This window comes from Sedimentitalea sp. XS_ASV28 (assembly GCF_041224545.1).
Taxonomy (GTDB): domain Bacteria; phylum Pseudomonadota; class Alphaproteobacteria; order Rhodobacterales; family Rhodobacteraceae; genus Sedimentitalea.
In genome coordinates, this window is sequence record NZ_JBGFGP010000124.1 from 89,039 (window position 1) to 109,753 (window position 20,715).

At 60.7% G+C, this 20,715-nt stretch carries 20 protein-coding genes and 1 pseudogene; 4 read left to right on the forward strand and 17 right to left on the reverse strand.

From position 1 onward, the window contains the following. Positions 1-20 precede the first annotated feature (20 nt). Genes AB9K34_RS09755 through AB9K34_RS09775 form a run of 5 tightly spaced genes read right to left on the reverse strand, consistent with a single transcriptional unit; the run spans position 21 to position 4,129 of the window. On the reverse strand, positions 21-263 hold the full coding sequence (locus AB9K34_RS09755) for a EutN/CcmL family microcompartment protein (RefSeq protein WP_369954227.1): 243 nt from the start codon (positions 261-263) through the stop codon (positions 21-23). Next, a complete protein-coding gene (locus AB9K34_RS09760) occupies positions 260-700 on the reverse strand; it encodes a hypothetical protein (protein WP_369954228.1) in 441 nt (146 codons plus the stop codon). The genes AB9K34_RS09755 and AB9K34_RS09760 overlap by 4 nt, the downstream gene beginning before the upstream one ends. Further along, positions 700-1,311 carry a BMC domain-containing protein gene (locus tag AB9K34_RS09765; protein WP_369954230.1) on the reverse strand — a complete coding sequence of 204 codons (612 nt, stop codon included), beginning with the start codon at positions 1,309-1,311 and terminating at the stop codon, positions 700-702. Before AB9K34_RS09765 ends, AB9K34_RS09760 begins: the two co-directional genes overlap by 1 nt. After that, a complete protein-coding gene (locus tag AB9K34_RS09770) occupies positions 1,308-2,852 on the reverse strand; it encodes an aldehyde dehydrogenase family protein (RefSeq protein WP_369954231.1) in 1,545 nt (514 codons plus the stop codon). The genes AB9K34_RS09765 and AB9K34_RS09770 overlap by 4 nt, the downstream gene beginning before the upstream one ends. Beyond that, the gene (locus AB9K34_RS09775) at positions 2,849-4,129 is read right to left on the reverse strand and encodes an aspartate aminotransferase family protein (protein WP_369954233.1); all 1,281 of its coding nucleotides are present in this window, start codon (positions 4,127-4,129) and stop codon (positions 2,849-2,851) included. The genes AB9K34_RS09770 and AB9K34_RS09775 overlap by 4 nt, the downstream gene beginning before the upstream one ends. 60 nt (positions 4,130-4,189) lie before the next feature. On the opposite strand from AB9K34_RS09775, the gene AB9K34_RS09780 reads away from it, so the two are divergent. The 3 genes from AB9K34_RS09780 to AB9K34_RS09790 are packed head-to-tail and all read left to right on the forward strand — an operon-like array spanning position 4,190 to position 7,768. Continuing rightward, the gene (locus tag AB9K34_RS09780) at positions 4,190-5,032 is read left to right on the forward strand and encodes a DeoR/GlpR family DNA-binding transcription regulator (protein ID WP_369954234.1); all 843 of its coding nucleotides are present in this window, start codon (positions 4,190-4,192) and stop codon (positions 5,030-5,032) included. A gap of 34 nt (positions 5,033-5,066) precedes the next feature. Then, positions 5,067-7,340, forward strand: a complete 2,274-nt coding sequence (locus AB9K34_RS09785) for a propanediol/glycerol family dehydratase large subunit (RefSeq protein ID WP_369954235.1) — start codon at positions 5,067-5,069, stop codon at positions 7,338-7,340. Beyond that, the gene (locus tag AB9K34_RS09790) at positions 7,340-7,768 is read left to right on the forward strand and encodes a diol dehydratase small subunit (protein ID WP_369954236.1); all 429 of its coding nucleotides are present in this window, start codon (positions 7,340-7,342) and stop codon (positions 7,766-7,768) included. Before AB9K34_RS09785 ends, AB9K34_RS09790 begins: the two co-directional genes overlap by 1 nt. 86 nt (positions 7,769-7,854) lie before the next feature. Here the strand turns inward: AB9K34_RS09790 and AB9K34_RS09795 are convergent, their stop codons facing one another. The 11 genes from AB9K34_RS09795 to AB9K34_RS09845 form a co-directional block, all read right to left on the reverse strand. After that, entirely contained in the window at positions 7,855-8,778 is a 924-nt protein-coding gene (locus tag AB9K34_RS09795; protein WP_369954237.1) for a dihydrodipicolinate synthase family protein, read from the reverse strand. A gap of 8 nt (positions 8,779-8,786) precedes the next feature. Next, positions 8,787-9,446, reverse strand: a complete 660-nt coding sequence (locus AB9K34_RS09800) for an aspartate/glutamate racemase family protein (protein WP_369954238.1) — start codon at positions 9,444-9,446, stop codon at positions 8,787-8,789. After that, positions 9,443-10,900, reverse strand: a complete 1,458-nt coding sequence (locus AB9K34_RS09805) for an amidohydrolase family protein (RefSeq protein ID WP_369954239.1) — start codon at positions 10,898-10,900, stop codon at positions 9,443-9,445. Before AB9K34_RS09805 ends, AB9K34_RS09800 begins: the two co-directional genes overlap by 4 nt. Next, a complete protein-coding gene (locus AB9K34_RS09810; RefSeq protein ID WP_369954240.1) occupies positions 10,890-12,332 on the reverse strand; it encodes an ABC transporter substrate-binding protein in 1,443 nt (480 codons plus the stop codon). Before AB9K34_RS09810 ends, AB9K34_RS09805 begins: the two co-directional genes overlap by 11 nt. Then, a complete protein-coding gene (locus AB9K34_RS09815) occupies positions 12,329-13,363 on the reverse strand; it encodes an ABC transporter ATP-binding protein (protein ID WP_369954241.1) in 1,035 nt (344 codons plus the stop codon). The genes AB9K34_RS09810 and AB9K34_RS09815 overlap by 4 nt, the downstream gene beginning before the upstream one ends. Beyond that, positions 13,360-14,355, reverse strand: a complete 996-nt coding sequence (locus AB9K34_RS09820; RefSeq protein WP_369954242.1) for an ABC transporter ATP-binding protein — start codon at positions 14,353-14,355, stop codon at positions 13,360-13,362. Before AB9K34_RS09820 ends, AB9K34_RS09815 begins: the two co-directional genes overlap by 4 nt. Continuing rightward, positions 14,355-15,227 (reverse strand): ABC transporter permease, encoded by an 873-nt coding sequence (locus AB9K34_RS09825; protein ID WP_369954243.1) that lies wholly within the window; start codon positions 15,225-15,227, stop codon positions 14,355-14,357. The genes AB9K34_RS09820 and AB9K34_RS09825 overlap by 1 nt, the downstream gene beginning before the upstream one ends. A 12-nt stretch (positions 15,228-15,239) precedes the next feature. Beyond that, positions 15,240-16,205 (reverse strand): ABC transporter permease, encoded by a 966-nt coding sequence (locus AB9K34_RS09830; RefSeq protein WP_369954244.1) that lies wholly within the window; start codon positions 16,203-16,205, stop codon positions 15,240-15,242. Between the two features lie 74 nt (positions 16,206-16,279). Next, positions 16,280-17,839 carry an ABC transporter substrate-binding protein gene (locus tag AB9K34_RS09835; RefSeq protein ID WP_369954245.1) on the reverse strand — a complete coding sequence of 520 codons (1,560 nt, stop codon included), beginning with the start codon at positions 17,837-17,839 and terminating at the stop codon, positions 16,280-16,282. 73 nt (positions 17,840-17,912) lie between these two features. Beyond that, positions 17,913-18,305 carry a VOC family protein gene (locus tag AB9K34_RS09840; RefSeq protein ID WP_369954246.1) on the reverse strand — a complete coding sequence of 131 codons (393 nt, stop codon included), beginning with the start codon at positions 18,303-18,305 and terminating at the stop codon, positions 17,913-17,915. 94 nt (positions 18,306-18,399) lie between these two features. Beyond that, positions 18,400-19,047, reverse strand: a complete 648-nt coding sequence (locus AB9K34_RS09845; RefSeq protein ID WP_369954247.1) for a GntR family transcriptional regulator — start codon at positions 19,045-19,047, stop codon at positions 18,400-18,402. 126 nt (positions 19,048-19,173) lie between these two features. On the opposite strand from AB9K34_RS09845, the gene hydA reads away from it, so the two are divergent. Further along, on the forward strand, positions 19,174-20,571 hold the full coding sequence (hydA, locus tag AB9K34_RS09850; RefSeq protein ID WP_369954248.1) for a dihydropyrimidinase: 1,398 nt from the start codon (positions 19,174-19,176) through the stop codon (positions 20,569-20,571). A 28-nt stretch (positions 20,572-20,599) separates the two neighbouring features. On the opposite strand, the pseudogene AB9K34_RS09855 reads toward hydA, so the two are convergent. Continuing rightward, positions 20,600-20,715: pseudogene (locus AB9K34_RS09855) on the reverse strand (IS5/IS1182 family transposase); the annotation flags it as partial.

A 20,715-nucleotide genomic window follows, 5' to 3' on the forward strand; every position in this document is an offset into this window, starting at 1 on the left:
TGTTCCTTCATGCTTGACTGTTATTTCTTGTCATCGATGGAGCCGATGATCAGGGCATCCACGGGCACCGTTTCGCCTTGAAAATACCCTGCGGCCACAGAGCCTTGAGTTACCAAAACGGTCTCGCCAGTGTCGCACCCAAGCGGATCGAAGGCGATCAGCTTGCTGCCGCTGTCGGTCTCGACCTCCAGCAGTGCGCCGCGTGGCAGCGATGTCACGCGACGGGTCGACCAGATCTTTCCGGTCACGCGCGCTTGTATCATGTCTTATCCCTTTCGATCCGGATGCCGCGGCGCCGCGCTTCGTCGCGCGCCAGCGGCGTCAGCCGACTTGATGGCGAGATCCGCAGGCTGCGGGCGGAGCCGACGAGCGCATTGATGTCTCGTTCGGTAATCAGCGACTTGTCGAGCCGGTTCGGTGCGGTGCGCTGCGGCCCGGTAACGATCGGCTGTGCCGCAAATGCCGGGGCGGCCGCAGTCATCGGCGCGGCCAGGTCGAACACAAGGTCGCCACGCGTCACGCGTTCGGCAAAGCCCGGCTCGGCTGCACGTTGCAGCAGGTCCTGCGCAAAGCGGGTCAGATCGGCGCCGGAGGTAATGCGCACAAGTTCCCGAGCCGGCGGTGTGCCTCCCGCCTCGTTGCGTAACGCGGCAATTTCCTCGCGCAGGATTGCGCGGATCTCGTCTCTCAGGGCTGACATCATGACGCTCCTGCATCACGCAATGCGCCTTCTGCCGCATTTCTTGCATTCCGGACATCGGCCTCGGTCCCGGCCATGTAAAGTCGCCCGTTTGCCCCGATCATCCGCATGTCAATCAGTTTCACGTCGGCTTCCTTCTCGGCCTCGTTGCAGGCGAGGATCGCGTAAGCCGCAGACTGGCATTCCAGCAGGTAGATGCTATCGCCACCAAGCACCATCGAGCCCAGCTTGTTGCGGTTCATCAGAAAGGCGTGCTGGTCGTCGACATTGGTGACCAGCTTGGAAGCAAGGATCTTGGGGGGGGCCACATCGTCGGCGGTCTTGCCGAGCGTCTCGAGAATGGCAGCGGCACCCGAATGCACTTCTGCGGTAGAGCGAGAATGGAATTGCAGCGTGCCGAACTGGCGCTCGACCACCAACAGGCCCGCGTGGACATCCGCACTTTTCAGGACGGTATCGGTCAGCGCCTCGACATCGAGGCCGGGGGCGATTTCGACGATCTGGGCCGCCATCCGAAGACGCGGCAGCGTGCCCCGCATCCAGGTCGAGATATAGGCCAGAGTCTGGGGCTGAAGTTGATCGATGAAGATCGACGCACGAAGATCGGTCATGCGTCACCCCCTTTCAGGCTGCGCAGTTCTTCAAGGATAAGTCGCCGCAGTTCGTCGCGGCTGACGTCGGCTGAACGCTGATGTGTTGCGGGCTCCGGCGAGGCGACGGGAGCCGCCGGCATCGCTCGTCCCGACGAAACCGCATCTAGGTCTATGCCCGCAAGATCTGCCGGCACGTCCTTGCCGTAGGCGATGCGCGTCCATTGAACCAGGTGCTGCGGGCCGAGGTTTTCGCCGATCGAGGATCGTCCCGCAAAGCCGGTTCCGATGGTAAAGGACGGCGGCAGATGCGTCGCAAAGCCTGCCGCGCCCTGCGAACACGGCGCGTTGACCACCACGCGGTAGACGGGCACGCCCTGAGAAAAAGCCACCAGCCGGTCAGTGTCTTCGCCATGGAACGCGGCCGAGTGCCCCGCGCCGCGCCGCGTCGTATGCTTGGCGAATGTCAGAGCTTGTTCGAAATCCCCCGCGGCGGTCAGCGTCAGGACGGGACACAGTTTTTCGCGGAAAAGCAAATCGTCCTGTCCTGGCGTCTCCACCACGGGCACGAGGATTTTCGTGGAGGGGTTCACGCGCAGACCCGCGCGCTCAGCGATCCAGGTGGCGCTTTTGCCGATGGCCTTGAGATTGAAGCCCTTTTCGGTGAAAAGGTATTCCCGCAGACGCTCGGTGTCCGCCGCGTTGCAAACATGCGCCCCGGCAGAACGCAAAGCGCGTTCCATGTTGCCCCGGTTGCTGTCCAGTGTGATCGCCACGCTTTCATTCGTGCAAAGCACGGAATTGTCGAACGCCTTGCTTTCGACAAGGCAGCGCGCAGCGGCATCCACCTTGGCGGTCGGGTCGATATAGGCCACGGCATTACCCGGACCCACTCCAAGCGCGGGATTGCCCGAGGAATAGGCGGCACGCACCATCGCCGTTCCGCCCGTCGCGAGGATAACGTTGATCCTGTCGGATCCCATTATGTCCTGCACGAGCGGAATTGAAGGGTCCTCGACGCATTGGATCAGACCGGCGGGCGCACCCGCTGCCTCTGCCGCCTGCGCGAGATGCCGGGCGGCGGCCGACGAAACGGACTTTGCCGCCGGATGTGGGCTGAGAACGATGGCATTACGGCTAAGGATCGCCAGCATCGCCTTGTAATAGACAGTGGCCACGGGGTTCGTCGCTGGCGCCAAGGCAAAGACAACACCTGCCGGTTTCGGAAGCTCAATGATCTTTCGGACCTCGTCAACGCGCGGAGTCACCAGATCCAGATTGCGGTAATAATCCAGCAAATCGTGCGTGCAGAGCCTGTTTTTGATCGTCTTATGCTCGACCACGCCGAACCCGGTCTCGGCGACAGCCTCCTCGGCGAACTGAGCAGCTTTCTCATATCCCGCCTTCGCGACGGCCTCGGCGATCGCCTCTACCGCCTTGCGGCTGAAATCTTTGTAGTAGCGCGCGGCCCACGCGGCGCGGCCCACCTTCATCCGGGCGCGCGACAGTTCTCTGTCGGGGACAGCAAGACGCGGCGCATCCAGTGTAGCCTGTTCACTCATGCCGCTCGCCTCATGGTCTTCAGAAGCTCACGGGCGCGCGGCATGGACGCATCAAACCTGTCCATGATCTCCTGACAGGTATCGACATCCAGAACGACGCCCGGCTTGAATTGCAGCACGCGCTTGTCGAGCGACGAGAAGATCGCCCAGACACCGTTTTCATACAATGCGCGAGACACGGCGACGGCACCTTCGGGGTGATCGAACTCCAGCCCCAGAACGACGCCCCGCTGGCGCACGCCCACAAAGATATCACTGTGGCGCGCCATCATCTCGGCCATGCCGCAGGCAAAGAATTCCGCCACGAAATGCACGTTCGAGACAACCTCGGGACGCTGCAACATCTCTATCACGTGATGCCCGACAAGACAGCCCAGTTCGGCCCCCCCGGAGGTGCTGATATGAGCCGCGCCGTCCTCGATCAGCCACGCACCGCATTCCTCGGTAGTGAGGCACGCACTTATCGGATAGATGCCGCCGCCCAGACCCTTTCCGCAAACGAACATGTCAGGCGTCAGACCATATCCCTGCCACCCCCACATCACGCCGGTCCGCATCAGGCCGGTCTGCACCTCGTCGGCGATGAACTTGGTGCCGTATTTCCGGCACAGATCCTGGCAGGCGTTGAGGTAGCCGTCTTCAGGCATGGGAAACCCATATGTCGCCGGGATCGTCTCGATGATGAAACCGGCCACGTCCCTGTTCTTGAGCACAGCCTCGAGCGCATCGACGTCGTTGAAAGGCACCTGAATGAACTCGTCGGGCTTTTCTGACAGGAATATCTTGGAAAAGCGTTCGTCGCCGGCGGCGACCGACAGGCCGGAATGCCCGTGATACCCCTTGATGATCGACACGATCTTGCGCCGCTTGGTGGCGTATCGCGCGGTTTTCAGAGCGATTTCGACAGCCTCGGCCCCACCCGCCCCGAAGATTGCATATTTCGTGTGCGGCGCCGTCGCGACCAGTTTCTCGGCAAAGGCGGCGCGCGCGACAGAAGGAAACCAGTGATTTCCCATGTCGAAATAATCAAGGCCGGACTTGAGCACCTCGACCAGTTCCGGGTGGCGGTGCCCGAAATTGTAGGTCCCCCCGTTAAGATGAAGGTCGATCAGCCGCTTGCCCGACATGTCGTAGAGGAAATACCCCTCGCGGCGGTCGATCACCATCGGCGTGCCAGCTTCCTTCCAAAAGCTGACCTTGCCGGGGTTCCAGAATTCCGCCGCCTTTTCAAGAAGGTCGTCCTTCGATTCGAAGGAAAAGTATCCGTAGTTGAACACGCGATTCCCCTTTGCAGTTGGTCAACAGGTTAGCATTTAATTTTTGACTAACAACATTTTTTGACCAAAGTCGGTCATTTTTATTTAGAACATCCTGTGATATTCACGTATATTCAGGGCTGCCGGCCAGCTAGCGGATTTGAAATGTCTAAGAAAACAAAGCGGCATGACCAGATTTTGGGCATTCTGGAAGTCGACCCGTCCATCCGTGTGGCGGAGATGGCGGAGGAACTGGGCGTGTCGAGCGAAACGGTTCGGCGCGATCTGACCGAACTGGACGAGTCCGGGCGGATCAAGCGCACCTATGGCGGAGCCGTCAGGACCAAGGCTTTCGAGCCCGCGCTGGCTGAGCGGTTAAAATTGCACACACGAGCACGTGAACAGATTGGCCGGCGCGCGGTCGAACGGATCGGCGATGCTGGCTGCCTCTTTATCGGCGGCGGGGCGACCACATTGCATTTCGCGCGCGCCCTGCGCGGCATCGACCGGCAGTTGACGGTGCTGACCCCTGCGTTCAGCATTGCGACCGAGTTGTCGGTCAATCCACTAATTCAGGTTATGTCGCTGCCCGGTATCGTTGAGCCACGTGAGGGGCTGGTCTACGGATCGCAGACCACCGAATGTATCAAGCAGTTCCACGCGCCCATAGCCGTCACCGGGGCTTCGGGTGTGGACGAAGGCGGCGTCAGCGAGGCGCTATTGCATGCGGGGCAAGTCTACGCCGCGATGATCGAAGCCTCGGACGAGACGATTATCCTCGCCGATGCCTCGAAATTCGGCAACCGGGCACTGCAGCAGATCATCGACTGGAACCCCACCATGACACTGATCACGGATGAGCGGCCGCCTCCCAACCTATGGGACGCGATCCGCAAGGCCGACGCACAGATCATCGCCGGCTGAGCAATGGATGGGCGCGGGGGAGGCGCAAATCAAAATGAGCAACAGTTACGATGCCAACCGCTGGAAACGCTTTGACGAGTGGGATGAGCGACCGCTCCGCCACGACCAATTCGCGATCGAAGACCCCGAGAACGGTTTTTCGGCGTTCAACGGTGCAGCCGATCCCAGCCCCGGCCTGAAGATCGAAAACGGCAAAGTCACCTCCATGGACGGAGTCGCGGCACAAGATTTCGACATGATCGACGCGTTCATCGCGGCGCATCACCTGGACATGAACGTGGCCGAGGAGGCGATGGCGATCCCGGCCGAGCAACTTGCGCGGATGCTGGTCGACATGAATGTCCCGCGAACCGAGCTTGTCCGCCTGGCGCGTGGCCTGACACCGGCCCGCCTTGCGGAGGCCGTCGCGCAATTGAACGCGATGGAAATCGCCTTTGCCTATTCCAAGATGCGTGCCCGCAGAACGCCGGGCAACCAGGCGCACGTGACCAACGCCAAGGACGATCCCCTGCAACTGGCCGCCGACGCCGCCGTGGCGGTGGCACTGGGGTTCGACGAGATCGAGACGACGATGCGGGTGGCGCGCAATTCGTGGTCGAACGCACTGGCCTGCTGCGTGGGGTCGGTCGTGGGTCGGGCCGGCACGCTTTTTCAGTGCTCCAGCGAAGAGGCCGAAGAGCTCGAGATCGGCATGGCGGGCTTCACCTCCTACGCCGAGACTGTGTCGGTCTATGGGACGGAAAGCGCGTTCATCGACGGGGATGACACGCCTTGGTCGAAGGCGTGGCTCGCCGCCGCCTATGCCTCACGCGGGATCAAGATGCGCTGTACCTCGGGTGCAGCGTCAGAGCTTTTGATGGGGTATCACGAGGCAAAGTCGCTGCTCTATCTCGAGGCGCGGTGCCTATGCATTCAGCGCGGCATGGGGTCCCAAGGGACGCAGAATGGCGGGATTGACGGAGCGCCGCTTGCCTCGTCCATTCCCGGCGGGGTGCGCGAGATCTGGGCCGAGAACCTGCTGGCTGTCTGGCTGGACCTTGAATGCGCCTCGGGTAATGACGCAAGGCACTCTGAATCCGAGATGCGGGTCGCCGCAAAGGTGCTGCCGTTCCTCATCGGCGGATCGGACCTGATCTGCTCGGGGTTCGGCAGCATTCTGAAATACGATAATTCGTTCAATCCCTCATCCTTTAATGGTGAGGAACTGGAGGAATTTCTGGTGCTGCAGCGTGATTTCGAGGCCGATGGCGGGCTGACCTCGGTTGAGGATGCAAGCGCGCTGGACCTCCGGCGCCGCGCAATCGCCGCGCTGTCGCATGTGCTGAAGGATCTGAACCTGGCCGCGCCGACCGAGATCATGAAGCGATCGGTTGCAGTCGCGTCGGGCTCAAACGACACGAACAGCTTTGCACCGCGCGAGGTCGCGATGATCAGCGACAAGATCAGCCGCGAGCGCATTACCGTTCTGGACGTGATCCGGTCGCTGTATCGCGGAGGTTTCGTGCCCGAGGCGCAGAACCTGCTGTTTCTGGTAAAGCTGCGCGTTTCCGGCGATTACCTTCAGACATCCGCCATCATACGCGACGGCCATGTGATCAGCGCCATCAATGACCCCAATGACTATACCGGTCCCGGCACCGGCTATCGCCTGACCGAGGCGCGGCGCAAGGAGTTAGCGGCGATCCGCAACGTACTGGACCGTGAGGAGGTGCTGCACCGCGAGGCAGCGAGTGAACCTGCCGAGGCCCGCGCGATCGAATACAACACCATGGGCCCCGCCGCGCGCGGCACCGACCCGCACGAGGTGGTCGTGGGTATCAGCCCAGGGTTCGGCACCAAGATATTCCGGACCCTTGCCGGACTTCCGCTCAGCAAGGTGTTGAAGGCGCTTCGCGACGGGATCGAAAAGGGGGGCGGACGAATGCGGCTGATACGGATTCGGCATACCGCCGACACGTCCTTCTTAGGGCTCAGCGCCGCGCGGCTGTCGGGCTCCGGCATCGGGATCGGAATCCAGTCCAAGGGCACGGCGGTCATCCACCAGAAGAACCGCTTGCCCCACAACAATCTCGAGCTTTTCTCGAACGCGCCGGTGACCAGCCTGGACCACTACCACGCGCTCGGAGAGAATGCAGCGCAATACGCCCGCGGCGACCTGCCCGCGCCAGTTGTTGTACCGACGCAGGGTGAGGCGCTTGGTGCGAGGTTCCATGCACGCGTGGCGCTGACCTATGCGATCGAGACCACGATGACGGAAAACAATGCCTCGCCCGAAATGGTCGAGATCAATTTTTTGGGAGACACTTGATGGCTGGTCGGCCGCTCACGACAGATAATTACCCACTTGCAGAAAAGTCCCCCAATCGGGTCGCGGGCCATCGTGGCAAGTCGCTGGACGACCTGACCCTTGAAGCGGTTCTTGCCGGCGACGTCGAGATGGAGGATTTGCGCATCACGCCTAACGCTCTGTTGCAACAGGCCGAGATCGCCCGTTCCGCAGGCCGCGCCGCACTTGCGCGGAACTTCGAGCGGGCCGCGGAAATGACACGGGTGCCTCAGGAAGAGATCATGGAGATCTACGAACTGCTGCGCCCCGGAAGGACACGCTCGATCGAAAACCTGCACGACATCGCGCAAAGGCTTAGGTTCGATTTCGAAGCGCCTTTGCTCGCCCGACTGGTAGAAGAGGCCGCTTCAACCTACGAGAAACGGGGGCTATTTAGTACGCGCTACTGACACGAGTGGGGCTGGGTAGCCTCACTAATTCCCTGATTGAGGGACTGTTGCGTTCAGCGCCCGTTTGTCAGCGATTTGCAAATCCATCAGTGCAATTCGTTCAGTCGTTTTTCCTGCCGTGCGATCAGCCTGTCGACTTCAGCGCGGGTGGCCTCTGTCAGCGGCGCGCCGGGACGGCGCAGGGTGTCGTGAGCGATGATGCCGCGTTTCGCGAGCGTGTATTTGCGGATGGCGAGGCCCAGTCCGGGCTGCTGTTCAAACCGGGCCAGCGGTAGATAGTCGTCAAAAATGTCCTGGGCGCGGCTGGCCTCTCCCCGGGTATAGAGATCGACCACCTGCACCATCATCTCGGGATAAGCGAAACCGGTCATTGCACCATCCGCCCCGCGCGCCATCTCCTCGGGCAGGAACAGCCCGCCATTGCCGCAGAGGATCGACAGTGGACGCTCAAGCATACCTGCGGCCCGCAGGGCGCTGATCTTCTCCAGCCCGGGCCAATCCTCGTGTTTCAGGCAGACACAGGTAGGCAGATCATTGATGATACGCGCAATCACTTTAGGCGCGATCTGAACGCCGGTGACCAATGGGAAGTCCTGCAAAACAAAGGGCACATCGCCCAAAAGCTCGGCCACCTGGGTGTAGTAGTTCACGATCTGGTCGTCGGTGCGCAGGTTGCCGGGCGGGGCGATCATGACGCCTGCCGCGCCCATATCCATCACAGCGCGGGTCAGCGTCTCGATCTGCGCGAACCCCGGGGCGGAGACGCCGACCACCACCGGAACGCGGCGATTGACGCGGGCAAGGATGCGCGCCACGACCTCGCGGGATTCCTCGACCGTGAGCTTGGGCGCTTCGCCCATCATGCCCAGAACAGTCAGCCCTGTCGCGCCTGCTTCGAGATAGCAGTCGACCATGCGGTCGCAGCTTTCCATGTCGATCCGGCCATCGGGGTGGAAGGGGGTCACGGTGATGACAAAGATACCCTTTGCGTCTGCTGTGAGTGCAGGCATGTTCTTTCCTATCGTGTCTGTTGCAGGGCGACGCGGCCGATGGCCATGGCAGTCGCGGCTTGGCAGGGTTCAATCACCGGGATGCCAAGATCGGTTTCAAGGTCGCTCCGAAAGGCGGTCATGCCGGCGCAGCCCAGGATCAGCACATCGGCACCCGCGCCGTCGCGCAAGCTGGCTCCCACCTCCTTGAGCCGCTCGAAGGTACGGGCCTCATCGGCCAGTTCGAGTACGCCCAACCCCAGCGGTTGGTCACCGGCAAGACGGTCCATCACGCCCATGGCACCGAGATAGCGCATGTGGCGAGGAATGGAGCGGCGTAGGATCGAGAGAATGCCAAAACGCTGGCCAAGGGTCATGGCTGTCAGTACCGCGGCCTCGGCAATGCCAAGCACCGGGCGGCAGGATTGCTCGCGCAGGGCGGCGAGGCCGGGATCGGAGAAACAGGCAACGACAAAGGCGCTGGCCTGATCTTCAAGGGCTGCGCAATGGGCGAGCATCGGCCCCACGACGCCATCAACGTGGGCCTGCGTTTCGATCCCCGGCGGACCTTCGGCGAGCGTATGGGCGACGATCGGAACCGGGCTGGCTGCCCGCATGGGATCAACGGTGCGATCGATGCCGTCGGTCACATGCTGGCTGCTGTTGGGGTTGATGATGTAGATCGTCATGGCTGCCCTCCCGACCGGTTTCCGCTTTGCCCCCAGAAATCGGCGGGTAGAGCGAGATCCTCCGCACTACCCATCCGCTCAATCATCAGCGCAGCCTCGGATGCAGCATCGCGCAACACTTCGGCCTCATCCAGCCGGGTGGCGCGGGCACCGCGCAGCACCATTTCGCCGCCGACCATCACGTTGCTTACGTCATTGCCGTTGGCAAAACAGACCAGCCGATGCACCGGCATATTGCCAGGCTGAAGGTGCGGTCGCGCGAGGTCGAGCGTGACGATATCCGCCGCCTTGCCGACCTCTAATGACCCGAGGCGGTCTTCCATCCCGAGCGCTTTGGCCCCGTCGATGGTACACATGTCGAGCACCTTTCCGATGGGCAGCACATCGGCGTCCCGGAAATGCCGGCGGTGGTAATGCATGGCCTGCTGCATGTGCCGGAACATGTCGCCCGAGCGATCCGGTGCGGTGGCGTCAGAGCCAAGCGCAACACAACCGCCGATCTCCATGATCTCGGTCGCCGGGCAGCGGCCTGCGATAGAGGCATTGGCCGACGGGTTATGCGCGATCTTCGTGTCGGTTTCTGCCACCAGGGCAATCTCGTCATCATGTAGGTTAATGCAGTGGGACAGCAGCGCATCCGGCCCAAGCAGGCCGAGCGCCGCAGCCCGGCGGATCGATCCGCGCCAATGGCCGTCTTGCGTAAAGATCACTCCCTTTTCGCGTGAATAGGCCCGCACCGCCCGGCTTTGAGCGCAGGCGGCAGCATAGTCTTTGGCCGCCATGTCACGCTCGTGTTCATCGCGCAGTACGGGGTACAGCATGGCGATGCTGATCCGGCCCGCGTGGGAATTGTGAAAGTCCTCGACAACGGCCTTGCTCGTGTCGAACTGCTGCTCGAAACTGACCTGATAGGGCCGCTGCACGCCCCCATTCCAATCGGCGTAGGTAAGGGGATGCGGCGTGCGGGTGGGACCTATGGCGACAACCGAGCGGGTGCCGACCTCCAACACGCCACGACAGTGAGCAGCGGCATAATCGGGGTGATCGCTGCGCATGATCGTATCGCCGCCGCCCAGCAGAGAGACGCCGGTCGTCACCCCAAAGCGCAGCCGTTCAAGCGCCGCCAGCCGTGCTTCGGCATACCAGAATTCGGGCGGCGACACCTGTGTGTAGACCTCGCCGCAGATCGCTTCCCAACGGTCGTCGCCATGCATTCCCATCGTTTTGATCAGCCCGTGGCCCGCATGTGCATGGACGTCGATCAGGCCGGGAAAGACGACATGGCCGGCGACGTCGATCACCTCCGCCGCCTGCACGTGTTCGCCCAGTTCCGTCGCCGTGCCAATGGCGGTGATCAGGCCACCTGATACGGCGACCGCGCCGTTTTCGATCACTCGGCGCGCGGGGTCCATTGTAATGACGGTGCCGCCGATGAGAAGCGTGTCAACATGCATGGCCAATCTCCTCCAACAGCGGCAGCTGCGTCACGTCGATCACCCCGTCCGGGGGCATAATAAAGTCTGGATGCTCCCCGGCGATCCCGATCACCCGCAGCGGGTTGTAGAGCGTGAGCCAAGCCGGGTCGTCTTGGAGCAGCGCGTAGGCGCGTCGCCAGATTTCGGCACGAGCCGTTCGATCGGTCGTCACACGGCCCTTGTCGATCAGGGCTTCGATTTGAGGGTTGACATAGCCCTGCCACCATGACCCGCCGACACGGCTGTCGATCTTCTCATACAGCACGCGGTAGGTGCTCATCGGGCTGGAGTCGAATACGCAGAGATCATGGATTTCCTTGCGCCGAACCATATGCGCATAGTCTTCGCGTTCGGGATGGACGTGGACGTTGAGCGAAACGCCCACTTCGGCAAGCTGCGCGGCAAGAGCCGCAGTGAGCCGTTCGGCCTCATCAGGCAGGCGCGTGGGGCAATCAACTTCAAGTGTGAGACCATTGCCGTGTCCCGCCTCGGCCAGCAAAGCGCGGGCGGTTTCGCGGTCCATCTCGGCAACCGCCTCCCGCGCCGCACCAAAATGGTTGGGGCTGACAAAGCCGTGCAGGGGCCGTGCGGCGCCGTTCATGACCGTTTCGACGATGGCTTCGCGGTGGACTGCAAGACTCAGCGCCCGGCGGACACGCGCATCGGCAAGCGGGCCTCTCGCGGCATTCAGCAGATATATGATCGCCACAGGGGAGAGAAATTCATGGCGCATCGCGCCAAGCGAGCGCGTGGCTTCGAAATTCAGGTCATTGGCAACCTGGAAGGTGCCGTCAGCCAGCATTGCCTGACGCTTTGCTGCGTCAGGTTCCAGCAGCCAAGTGATTGTGGCATTCGCCGGTGCGCCCGAGAAATGCCCTTCAACACGTGTGGCACTGATCCGGTCGGGTCTGATTTCGGCAATGCGATACGGGCCGCTGCCGATCTGAACGCTGTAATCGCCCGCGTCCAGCGCGGCAAGGGCCGAAGGCGCGACGATAAACCCCTGTTCCAATACATCCAGCAGGTCAGCCATCGGCGCTGTCAGGGTGACTCGCAGTTGCGTTGGCCCGAGCACCTCCAGCTTTGCCCCGCCGAGAAACTGCCGCCAAACGGCGGGCGCGCCAAGGGTATAGCCTTTGTCCTCGCGCGCCATACGCAAAAGCGAAGCGGCCACAGCCGCTGAGTCGCAGGCGGTGCCATCGTGGAACTTCACACCTGTCTGCAAGGTGAAGCCCCAGACGCAGGCGTCGTCAGACACCGTCCACTCTCGCGCGAGAGCCGGGACGAACCCTTGCCCCTCGCGTTTCACCAGCGTGTCGTAGACGGCGTGTAATACTGTCAGCTCGTGACTCGCATCGGTGCAATCATGGGGGTCATGCAGTCCCAGCCGGGCCTGCGCGATAATGGTCATGCGACATCCCTTTCCGGCTCGTCGATCAGGTGGCAGGCGACCGTTTGCCCCTCGCCCACATCGTGCAGGGCGGGGCGTTCGGCGGCACAGCGGTCCCATGCGAGTGGGCAACGGGTGCGGAAGCAGCAGCCGGACGGCAATGACAGAGCCGAGGGCACCTCGCCCATCAGCTCGATCTCTTCCTTATCGCGCTTTTCCTTGATGCTTGGTGCGGCAGAAAGCAGCGCGCGTGTATAAGGATGACGCGGGCGTGAGAAAAGCACATCGCGCGGGGCGTTCTCGACCATGAAGCCCAGATACATAACTCCGATCTTGTCGGCGATATGATGCACCACCGAGAGGTCGTGGCTGATGAACAGATAGGCCAGCCCGAATTCATCGCGCAGGTCTTTCATCAGATTGAGGATTTGCGCCTGTATGGAGACGTCGAGCGCGGAGACCGGCTCATCCGCAACGATCAGACCCGGCATGACCGAGAGGGCGCGGGCAATACCGATCCGTTGCCGCTGCCCGCCTGAAAACTGATGCGGATAGCGCCCGGCGTGTTCGGCGTTCAAGCCAACGCGGGCGAGGAGCGCTTCAATCCTTGCGGGCACCTCGCGCCGTTCGGCGGCCGTGGCGGTTTGCTCAAGCAGGGGCTCGGCCACGATATCGCGAACTTTCTGGCGCGGATTGAGCGAGGCATAGGGATCCTGGAAGATCATCTGCATCTTCGCGCGGACAGGCAGCATCTGCGCGAAGTCGTGCTCGGCCACGTCTTCGCCGTCGATGCGCAATTCGCCATTCGTCGGCTTGTAAATCCGCGCGATGGTCTTGGCGACCGTCGACTTGCCGCACCCGCTTTCGCCGACAAGGGCCATGATCTCCCCGCGCTCGATGCTGAAACTGACACCGTTCACCGCACGCACCATCGGGCGGTCAAGCCGTATCCCCTTTTTGTCAAAGCGCAACCGATCGAGTACCGAACCGCCCAAGGAGAAATGCATCTCGAGATTGCGCACGTCGAGCATCGGTGCGGGAGCGTCGGTCATGCGCATTCTCCGGGGTCCAGAGGGAAATGGCAGGCGGCGAAAAGGGAGCCGCGCTGCGCGGTCAGGCTGGGTTCAACTTCGGTACAAAGGGCCTGCGCACGGGGGCAGCGGTCGCGGAAATTGCAGCCTTTGGGAAGATTGCGGATGTCCGGGACGGTGCCGGGGATCTGCTGAAGCCGCTCGTGCCGGTTCGATAGATCGGGGATGCTGTCGATCAACCCGCGCGTATAGGGATGCGCGGGGGCTTCGATCAATTCGCGGGTGCGTCCGCGTTCGACCACGTTGCCGCAATAAAGCACGGTAATGTGGTCGGCCATCTCTGACACCACAGCTAGGTCGTGGGTCACAAGGATCATCGACGCGCCTTTCTCAGCGATCTGACGACGCATGAGCTTTAGTATCTGGCTCTGGATCGTCACATCAAGCGCAGTGGTCGGTTCGTCTGCGATGATCAGCCGGGGTCGTGCCAGAAGGGCAATGGCAATGACAACCCGTTGGCGCATCCCGCCAGAGAACTGATGCGGGTAGGCTTTCAGGCGTTCTTGTGCACGACTGATACCGACGCTTTCCAACATCTCGACGCAGGCGGCATGGCGTGCCTTGGCGTCAAGATCGCTGTGCAGGCGCAGGACTTCGTCCATCTGGCGACCTATACTGTGCAGCGGGTTGAGCGATGTCATCGGGTCTTGAAACACCATCGAGATATCGCGCCCGCGGATTTCGCGCAGTCGGGCTTCGCCCGCTTTCACAAGGTCTTCGCCATTAAGCAGGACCTCCCCGCCCTCGATCTTGCCCGGGCTGTCGATCAGGCCGAGGATTGAGAAGCCCACGACCGATTTGCCGCCGCCGCTTTCGCCGACCAGCCCCATGACCTCGCCCGCGGCGATGTCAAAACTGACGCCGTTGACGGCCTTCACCGTGCCGGCGAATGTGTGGAAATAGGTCCGCAGATCGCGCACTTCGAGCAGCGTGGATTGTGCTGTGCCCGCCATCATTTCAGCCTCGGGTTCAATTCGTCACGCAGGAAATCTCCAAACAGGTTGATGCCAAAGACCAGCATCATGATTGCGACACCAGGGAAAACGCTGGTCCACCAGAGACCAGAAAAGAGCACGTCGAACCCGTTCTTGATCAGCAAGCCCAGAGAGGGTTGGGTGATTGGCACGCCGACGCCGAGAAAGGACAACGAAGCCTCGATCAGCACGAAGGTGCCAACCTGAATGGTAGCAATCACGATCAGCGGGGTCAGTACGTTAGGCAGCACGTGTTTGCGAATGATCTTGGAGTTGGGCAGACCAGCGACCTTGGCCGCCTGAACATATTCCTTTTCGATCTCCGATAATGTTGAGCCACGCACGGTACGGGCGTAGACAACCCAACCCACCGCCGTCAGGGCAATCAGCACCTTGTCGATGCCGGTACCGACCGCTGACATTAAAAACAGGGCAATCAGGATCGATGGGAAGGACAGCTGGATGTCGGCGATCCGCATGATGATGCTGTCGACCAGCCCGCCATAGAAGCCCGCGACCAGGCCCAGAAGCGTACCGATGGCACAGGACGCCATCATCGCGACCAACCCGATAAAGAGTGAGATGCGCGCGCCGTAAAGGATCGACGCCCAGACATCGCGCCCCTGCCCGTCGGTGCCGAGCCAGAACCGAGGGTCGCCCCCTTCCAGCCAGAAGGGCGGCTTGTAGCTGTCCATCAGGTCGAGCGCTGCAATGTCATAGGGGTTCTGGCTCACCAGGAATGGGCCGACCAGAACCGCCAGCGCAAAGAAAGCCATCAGTGCGCTGCCGATCATTGCCGAGGAGCTGCGACGGTAGTTGTAGAAGAATTCGGACTGGAAGAATGCCGTCATGTCACCGCCTGTTCATTTCAACGCGATGCGCGGGTCGATCAGCGTGTAGACGATATCGACAAGGAAGTTGATGATGACAAAGATCAGCGCGACCAGCATCAGATAGACCACGATCACGGGCCGGTCGGCGCGGTAGATGCTGTCGATCAACAGCTTGCCCATGCCGGGCCATGAAAAGATCGTCTCAGTGATCGTGGCGAAGGCAATGAGATCGCCCAGTTGCAGGCCAAAGATGGTGATGACCGGGATCAGCGCGTTTTTCAGCCCGTGTTTGTAGAGTACGTCGCGTCGCGTCGCACCTTTGGCGCGGGCGAATTTCATGAAATCCTGCCGCCCGACCTCCATCATGCCCGCGCGGGTCATGCGAAGAAGGATCGCCATAGTCGCGAGCGACAGAGTGACGGCGGGCAAAATAATATGGTGCCATCCGTCGGCGGTTAAAAGGCTGATGCGCAGACCAAACAGCTCGACCGTATCCCCCCGGCCTGAGGAGGGGAAGATCCCCCAATGCACGGCAAAAAGAAAGATCAATACCATACCAACCCAGAACCCCGGCAGAGAGATGCCAAGAAGTGAGCCTGCCATAATGATCCGGCTGATGCGGCTGTTCGGATTGGCACCGGCATAAACGCCGAGGGGGATGGCAACGACCAGCGCCAGTGCCATGGCGACGAGAACCATCTCGACGGTGGCGGGCAAGCGTTCGAGGATCAACTTCATTGCGGGTTGCCGGAAGACGTAGGAGTTTCCGAAATCCCCCTGCACAAGACTAGAAATGAAACGCCAATATTGCACGAGCAGAGACTGATCGAGTCCCAGAATACGCCGCGCCTGCGCAATCTCGGTATCGGTCGCGTCGATGGGCACGACCATGAATACCGGGTCGCCGGTGAAACTCATCATCAAAAAGACGATCACAGAGACGACCCAGAGCACGAGGCTCATCTGGATCATGCGTTTCAGCAGATATCCGAACATCGGCGGCTAAGGTCTTTCGCTGGCGGAAAAGGTGACTCCGGCGACAGCAAGCCGCCGAGGTCGTGCGAGGTGGCCTACTCGGCCACGTCCATGTCATACGCCCAGATGAACTTGTCCACGCGTGGCACAAGGGTAACCCCGTCTCGCACGGCATAGATGTCCTGCTCGTAATGCACGGGGATCATCGGGATATCGGCCAACAGCAGCTTGGAAGCTTCCTGCAGCAGGCGATCACGCTCTTCGATACTTGGTGTGGCATCGGCCTGATCGACCAGCGCGTCGAGTGCCGGATTGGAGTAGGAGCCGCGGTTGACCTGCCCATAGCCTTCCTTCTTGTCGCGGGTGTAGAAAAGCGCGCCATACATGGAACCTGCATCCCCCGCAGGCACGTCCCAGCCAGACATGATGAAGCTCGACTGCTCGGTTGGCACGCGGATGTAGCCCCAGAAATTCGATTTGGGCATGATGTTCAACTTCAGATCAATATTGATCTTGGCCAGCATGGAGGCCAGCGCTTGCGCAATCTGCGCGTCGTTGACATAGCGGTTGTTGGTGGCGTCCAACGTCATGGTAAAGCCATCGGCATAGCCCGCTTCGGCCATCAGCTCTTTGGCCTTTTCAATGTCCACCGGATACATCTCGCGGAAGCTCATCCCATCGGCATAACCGATATGGGATTCCGGGACGAATTGATCGCTCGGCGTAGCCAGACCATTCATGACGATCTTGTTTATCGCATCGGTGTCGATGGCACGGGCGATGGCTTCGCGAACGCGCTGATCGACCATCGGGTTGTCACCTTCTATGGTCGGCGAATTGGCGCGTGTGTCCATCGCCAGCACAACGTTCAGCAAGCTGGGGCGAGTGACAACTTCGAAACCCTCTTCGCGCCTCACACGATCCACGTCGCGCACGGCGAGATCTTGTATCACATCGACTTCACCAGTCAGAAGCGCCGCAGTACGGGTCGCCGGGTTGGTAATGGGTCGGAAAGTAACCGTGTCAATCCTGGGTTTGCCCGCCCAGTAGCCGTCAAAGGCATTGAGGACCAGTTTCTCCTCCTTGATCCACTCGCCAAGCTTATACGGCCCGGTGCCCATCGGCTCGAGATCCATCTTCTCGTCTCCGGCCTCGGTCGTGTAATCGCTGTCGAGTATGAGCAGTTCAGCCAGATCATTGGGCAGAACGGCATAGGGCTTTGGCGTCGTGATCTCGACCGCGTGATCATTCACGGCGGTGATCGAGGCAATATTTGCCACCAGATCGGGGCGGATCGACTCGCGGGCTTTCTCGACGGTAAAAACCACGTCCTCGGCTGTGAAATCGTTCCCATTGTGGAATTTCACACCTTCGCGCAGCTTGAAGCGCCATGTGGTGTCATTGACGTTCTCCCAGCTTTCAGCGAGCCCCGGGCCAAACGACAGATCCGCGCCGCGCTTCACCAGCGGATCATAGAGGTGATAATACATGATGTTGGATGACAGCTCCTCCCCGGCCAGCGGGTAGAGGTGACTGGGGTCGGCGGTCAGGCCAATGGTCACTGATTTCTCGGCCAGTGCCGCGCCCGCCGTCATCACCATCACTGCAAGACCGAGGACACTGGTGCGCAGTGCGGTTTCACTGAGGTATTTCATTGCGAGTTCTCCAATGTTGGATGGGTGGCGGGGCCGCTTTTTCGACCCTCGTTCGTTATCGTTTGGGAATGGATCAATGACCCGGACGCGCGGTTTGCACCTCGATCTGGTAGCCTTCGGGGTCGTTCATGGCGAAGGCGCGGATGCCAAGCTCGTCGCTGTCGAATATCCTGGTCAGACCAGCAACGCCATTCGCCTCGGCCCATGCATACCAGGCATCAACATCAGGCACCCGTAAGCAGAGCTGCACCGTCTTCTTCTCCTGCCACTTCTGCATGCCACGGGTTTCGTCGACGAGACCCACATGGGCCTGGCCGTCGATGCGATAGATCTTTGACCAGCCCTGGTCGATGGCGAGGGTAAGGCCCAGCACGTCTTCGTAAAAACGCATCGCTATCGGAAGATCGCGGTAATACTGAAAGGTAATCGCCAGAACGATCCCGCCCTCGGGTAATTGCGCCTGCATGGAATCCCCGCTGCATTCCCATTTAGTATTCAGATGGTATACACATGGAATTCTGAGTCAACCATCTTTGCTTTTGAGCCGGCTTTGGCGGGGATCAGAAAGGGTGATAAATATGCGATATGATGGATTCGCGAACGTTCACCAGGTGCAGTTTCATCGCGGCGCTGGCGGCCTCTGGATCCTGTGCGATGACGGCATCAATCAGTGCAATATGCTCTTCACAACCCGGCACCAAACGATCGGGGATCGAGCCTTGGTCATACATCCCAGTCTTGACCTTCAGCCCCTCAATCAACTCCAATAAAAGTTTGGAGCCTGCCATCTCTGCAAGGATAAAATGAAGCCGCATGTCCAGGGCTGAATGCTCGGCTGTCGAGGGGCGCGGGCCATCCATGAAAGCCTGCATCTTGGACCTGATGTCTTCCAGTTCCGCAGTGGATTTACCCGAAATTGCCGCCTTGCGCGCCGCTTCACACTCCAGCAGACTGCGCACATGGAGGATCTCCATGATCTCGTTCAAAGTCACGCTTGAAACCACCGGCGCGCTGCCGGCGCTACGCTTGGCCAGGCCCTCGCTGACCAACTGCGCGATAGCTTCGCGCACCGGAGTACGTGACACGCCCAAATGATCGGCGAATTTCTTCTCGCTCAACCGCGTGCCCGGCTCCAATGTGCCGTCCAGGATCATCGCCTTTAGACGCCTGAAGGTGGTATCCCCAAGCGTCTCCGTTTTATCGGCCATGTTACCTCCTCTTGACGGCATATTGTCCGCCTCTTCCGCAATATGTTTCTCAACGGTATACCAATTAGTATACGCATGGTATGATTATTTCACAGGTAATTGACACTGCATATCGTCGAGGTCGTCATGCAAAGTAAACAGATTGATACCATCATTCGCGGCGGCACCGTTGTCACCCCATCCGGCACTGCGGTTCAGGACATCGCCGTTTCGGGCGGCAAAATCAGTGAATTGGGCAACGCAATCCAATCTTCCGCCCCGAGGGAGATCGACGCGCGCGGTCTGCTTGTCCTGCCGGGCGGCGTGGACACCCACTGCCATATCGAACAGATGTCCGGTGCCGGGCTCATGAATGCCGACACATTCCGCACGGCCACACGCTCCGCCGCAATGGGCGGAACGACGACAACCGTTTCATTCGCCGCGCAACATGCAGGTCAGAAAATGCGGCAAGTGGTAGGAGACTATGCCGCGCTGGCCGAGAAAGGCGCAGTGATCGACCACGCCTTTCACATGATCGTTGCCGATACCGGCAAGGGCAATCTGACCGAGGACATCCCCGCTCTGATCGCCGGAGGGCATCGCTCAATCAAGATTTTCACCACCTACGCCAAAGTGCGCCAGGACGATAAATCGATCCTCGATATCCTCGCGCTTGCCCGGGACGCAGGGGCGCTGGTCTGTTTCCACGCCGAGAATGACGGGCTGATCGGCCATATGACCGAAAAGCTACTGTCCGAGGGCAAGACCGCGCCGAAATACCACGCGGTCTCTCACCCGCGCGAGGCGGAGATTGAGGCGATCGACCGCATGTGCCGCTTTGCTGAATTCACCGGCGCACGGATCATGATTTTTCACGTCTCTACCCGCGAAGGGGCCGAGATCGTTCGTCAAGCGCGGTCCCGTGGCGTGAGGGTGCAGGCCGAGACCTGTCCGCATTACTTATTCATGACCGCTGATGTTCTGGAGCGCGAGAACGCGGCCCGCTTCATGTGTTCCCCTCCGCAACGCAGCCGCGATGATCAGCAGGCACTTTGGGACGCAATGGCCGATGGCACGATTGAACTCGTTACCTCAGATCACGCGCCCTATCGCATGGATGCAAGCGGCAAGTTCGCTCATGGCGAGGATGCGCCTTTTAACCAGATCGCCAATGGCATGCCGGGGCTGGAAACGCGGTTGCCGCTGATGTTCACCGCCATGGTGAGCGGTGGCCGCTTGGGGGTTGAAGCCTTCGTCCAACTCACCGCCACCGCCCCTGCCAGAGCTTTTGGTTTGGACGGGAAGGGTGCGATTATCGAAGGGTTTGATGCCGATCTGGCGATTTGGGATCCGGAGGCGACCCATACCTACGGAGCGAATGATCTGCATGACAACACAGGGTACAATCCTTTCGAGGGCACTACCGTCAAAGGGCTGCCGCTCCACGTCTTATCTCGCGGGAGAATGCTGATACGCGATCGGTCCCTCGTGACAGAAACGCCCCAAGGGCGCCGGTTGCCGATGACTTCCCTCGGTTGGTAAGCCCCAGCCTCATTGATCGTCAAAGAAGCTAGAAGAGGACGGTAGCAGCCAGGGCGACGGCGGAGAGGACTGTCTTCGCGCATCTGTCGTAGCGTGTGGCCACGCGACGCCAATCCGTCAAACGGCCAAACATGATCTCGCGGT

Bases quoted from the DNA above. Each gene is read 5' to 3' on its own strand.
- AB9K34_RS09825 (WP_369954243.1), bottom strand. From the start codon at position 15,227: ATGACGGCATTCTTCCAGTCCGAATTCTTCTACAACTACCGTCGCAGC.
- AB9K34_RS09830 (WP_369954244.1), bottom strand. From the start codon at position 16,205: ATGTTCGGATATCTGCTGAAACGCATGATCCAGATGAGCCTCGTGCTC.
- AB9K34_RS09810 (WP_369954240.1), bottom strand. From the start codon at position 12,332: ATGACCATTATCGCGCAGGCCCGGCTGGGACTGCATGACCCCCATGAT.
- AB9K34_RS09795 (WP_369954237.1), bottom strand. From the start codon at position 8,778: ATGCCTGCACTCACAGCAGACGCAAAGGGTATCTTTGTCATCACCGTG.
- AB9K34_RS09835 (WP_369954245.1), bottom strand. From the start codon at position 17,839: ATGAAATACCTCAGTGAAACCGCACTGCGCACCAGTGTCCTCGGTCTT.
- hydA (WP_369954248.1), top strand. From the start codon at position 19,174: ATGCAAAGTAAACAGATTGATACCATCATTCGCGGCGGCACCGTTGTC.
- AB9K34_RS09800 (WP_369954238.1), bottom strand. From the start codon at position 9,446: ATGACGATCTACATCATCAACCCCAACAGCAGCCAGCATGTGACCGAC.
- AB9K34_RS09790 (WP_369954236.1), top strand. From the start codon at position 7,340: ATGGCTGGTCGGCCGCTCACGACAGATAATTACCCACTTGCAGAAAAG.
- AB9K34_RS09805 (WP_369954239.1), bottom strand. From the start codon at position 10,900: ATGCATGTTGACACGCTTCTCATCGGCGGCACCGTCATTACAATGGAC.
- AB9K34_RS09760 (WP_369954228.1), bottom strand. From the start codon at position 700: ATGTCAGCCCTGAGAGACGAGATCCGCGCAATCCTGCGCGAGGAAATT.
- AB9K34_RS09840 (WP_369954246.1), bottom strand. From the start codon at position 18,305: ATGCAGGCGCAATTACCCGAGGGCGGGATCGTTCTGGCGATTACCTTT.
- AB9K34_RS09755 (WP_369954227.1), bottom strand. From the start codon at position 263: ATGATACAAGCGCGCGTGACCGGAAAGATCTGGTCGACCCGTCGCGTG.
- AB9K34_RS09815 (WP_369954241.1), bottom strand. From the start codon at position 13,363: ATGACCGACGCTCCCGCACCGATGCTCGACGTGCGCAATCTCGAGATG.
- AB9K34_RS09845 (WP_369954247.1), bottom strand. From the start codon at position 19,047: ATGGCCGATAAAACGGAGACGCTTGGGGATACCACCTTCAGGCGTCTA.
- AB9K34_RS09785 (WP_369954235.1), top strand. From the start codon at position 5,067: ATGAGCAACAGTTACGATGCCAACCGCTGGAAACGCTTTGACGAGTGG.
- AB9K34_RS09765 (WP_369954230.1), bottom strand. From the start codon at position 1,311: ATGACCGATCTTCGTGCGTCGATCTTCATCGATCAACTTCAGCCCCAG.
- AB9K34_RS09770 (WP_369954231.1), bottom strand. From the start codon at position 2,852: ATGAGTGAACAGGCTACACTGGATGCGCCGCGTCTTGCTGTCCCCGAC.
- AB9K34_RS09820 (WP_369954242.1), bottom strand. From the start codon at position 14,355: ATGGCGGGCACAGCACAATCCACGCTGCTCGAAGTGCGCGATCTGCGG.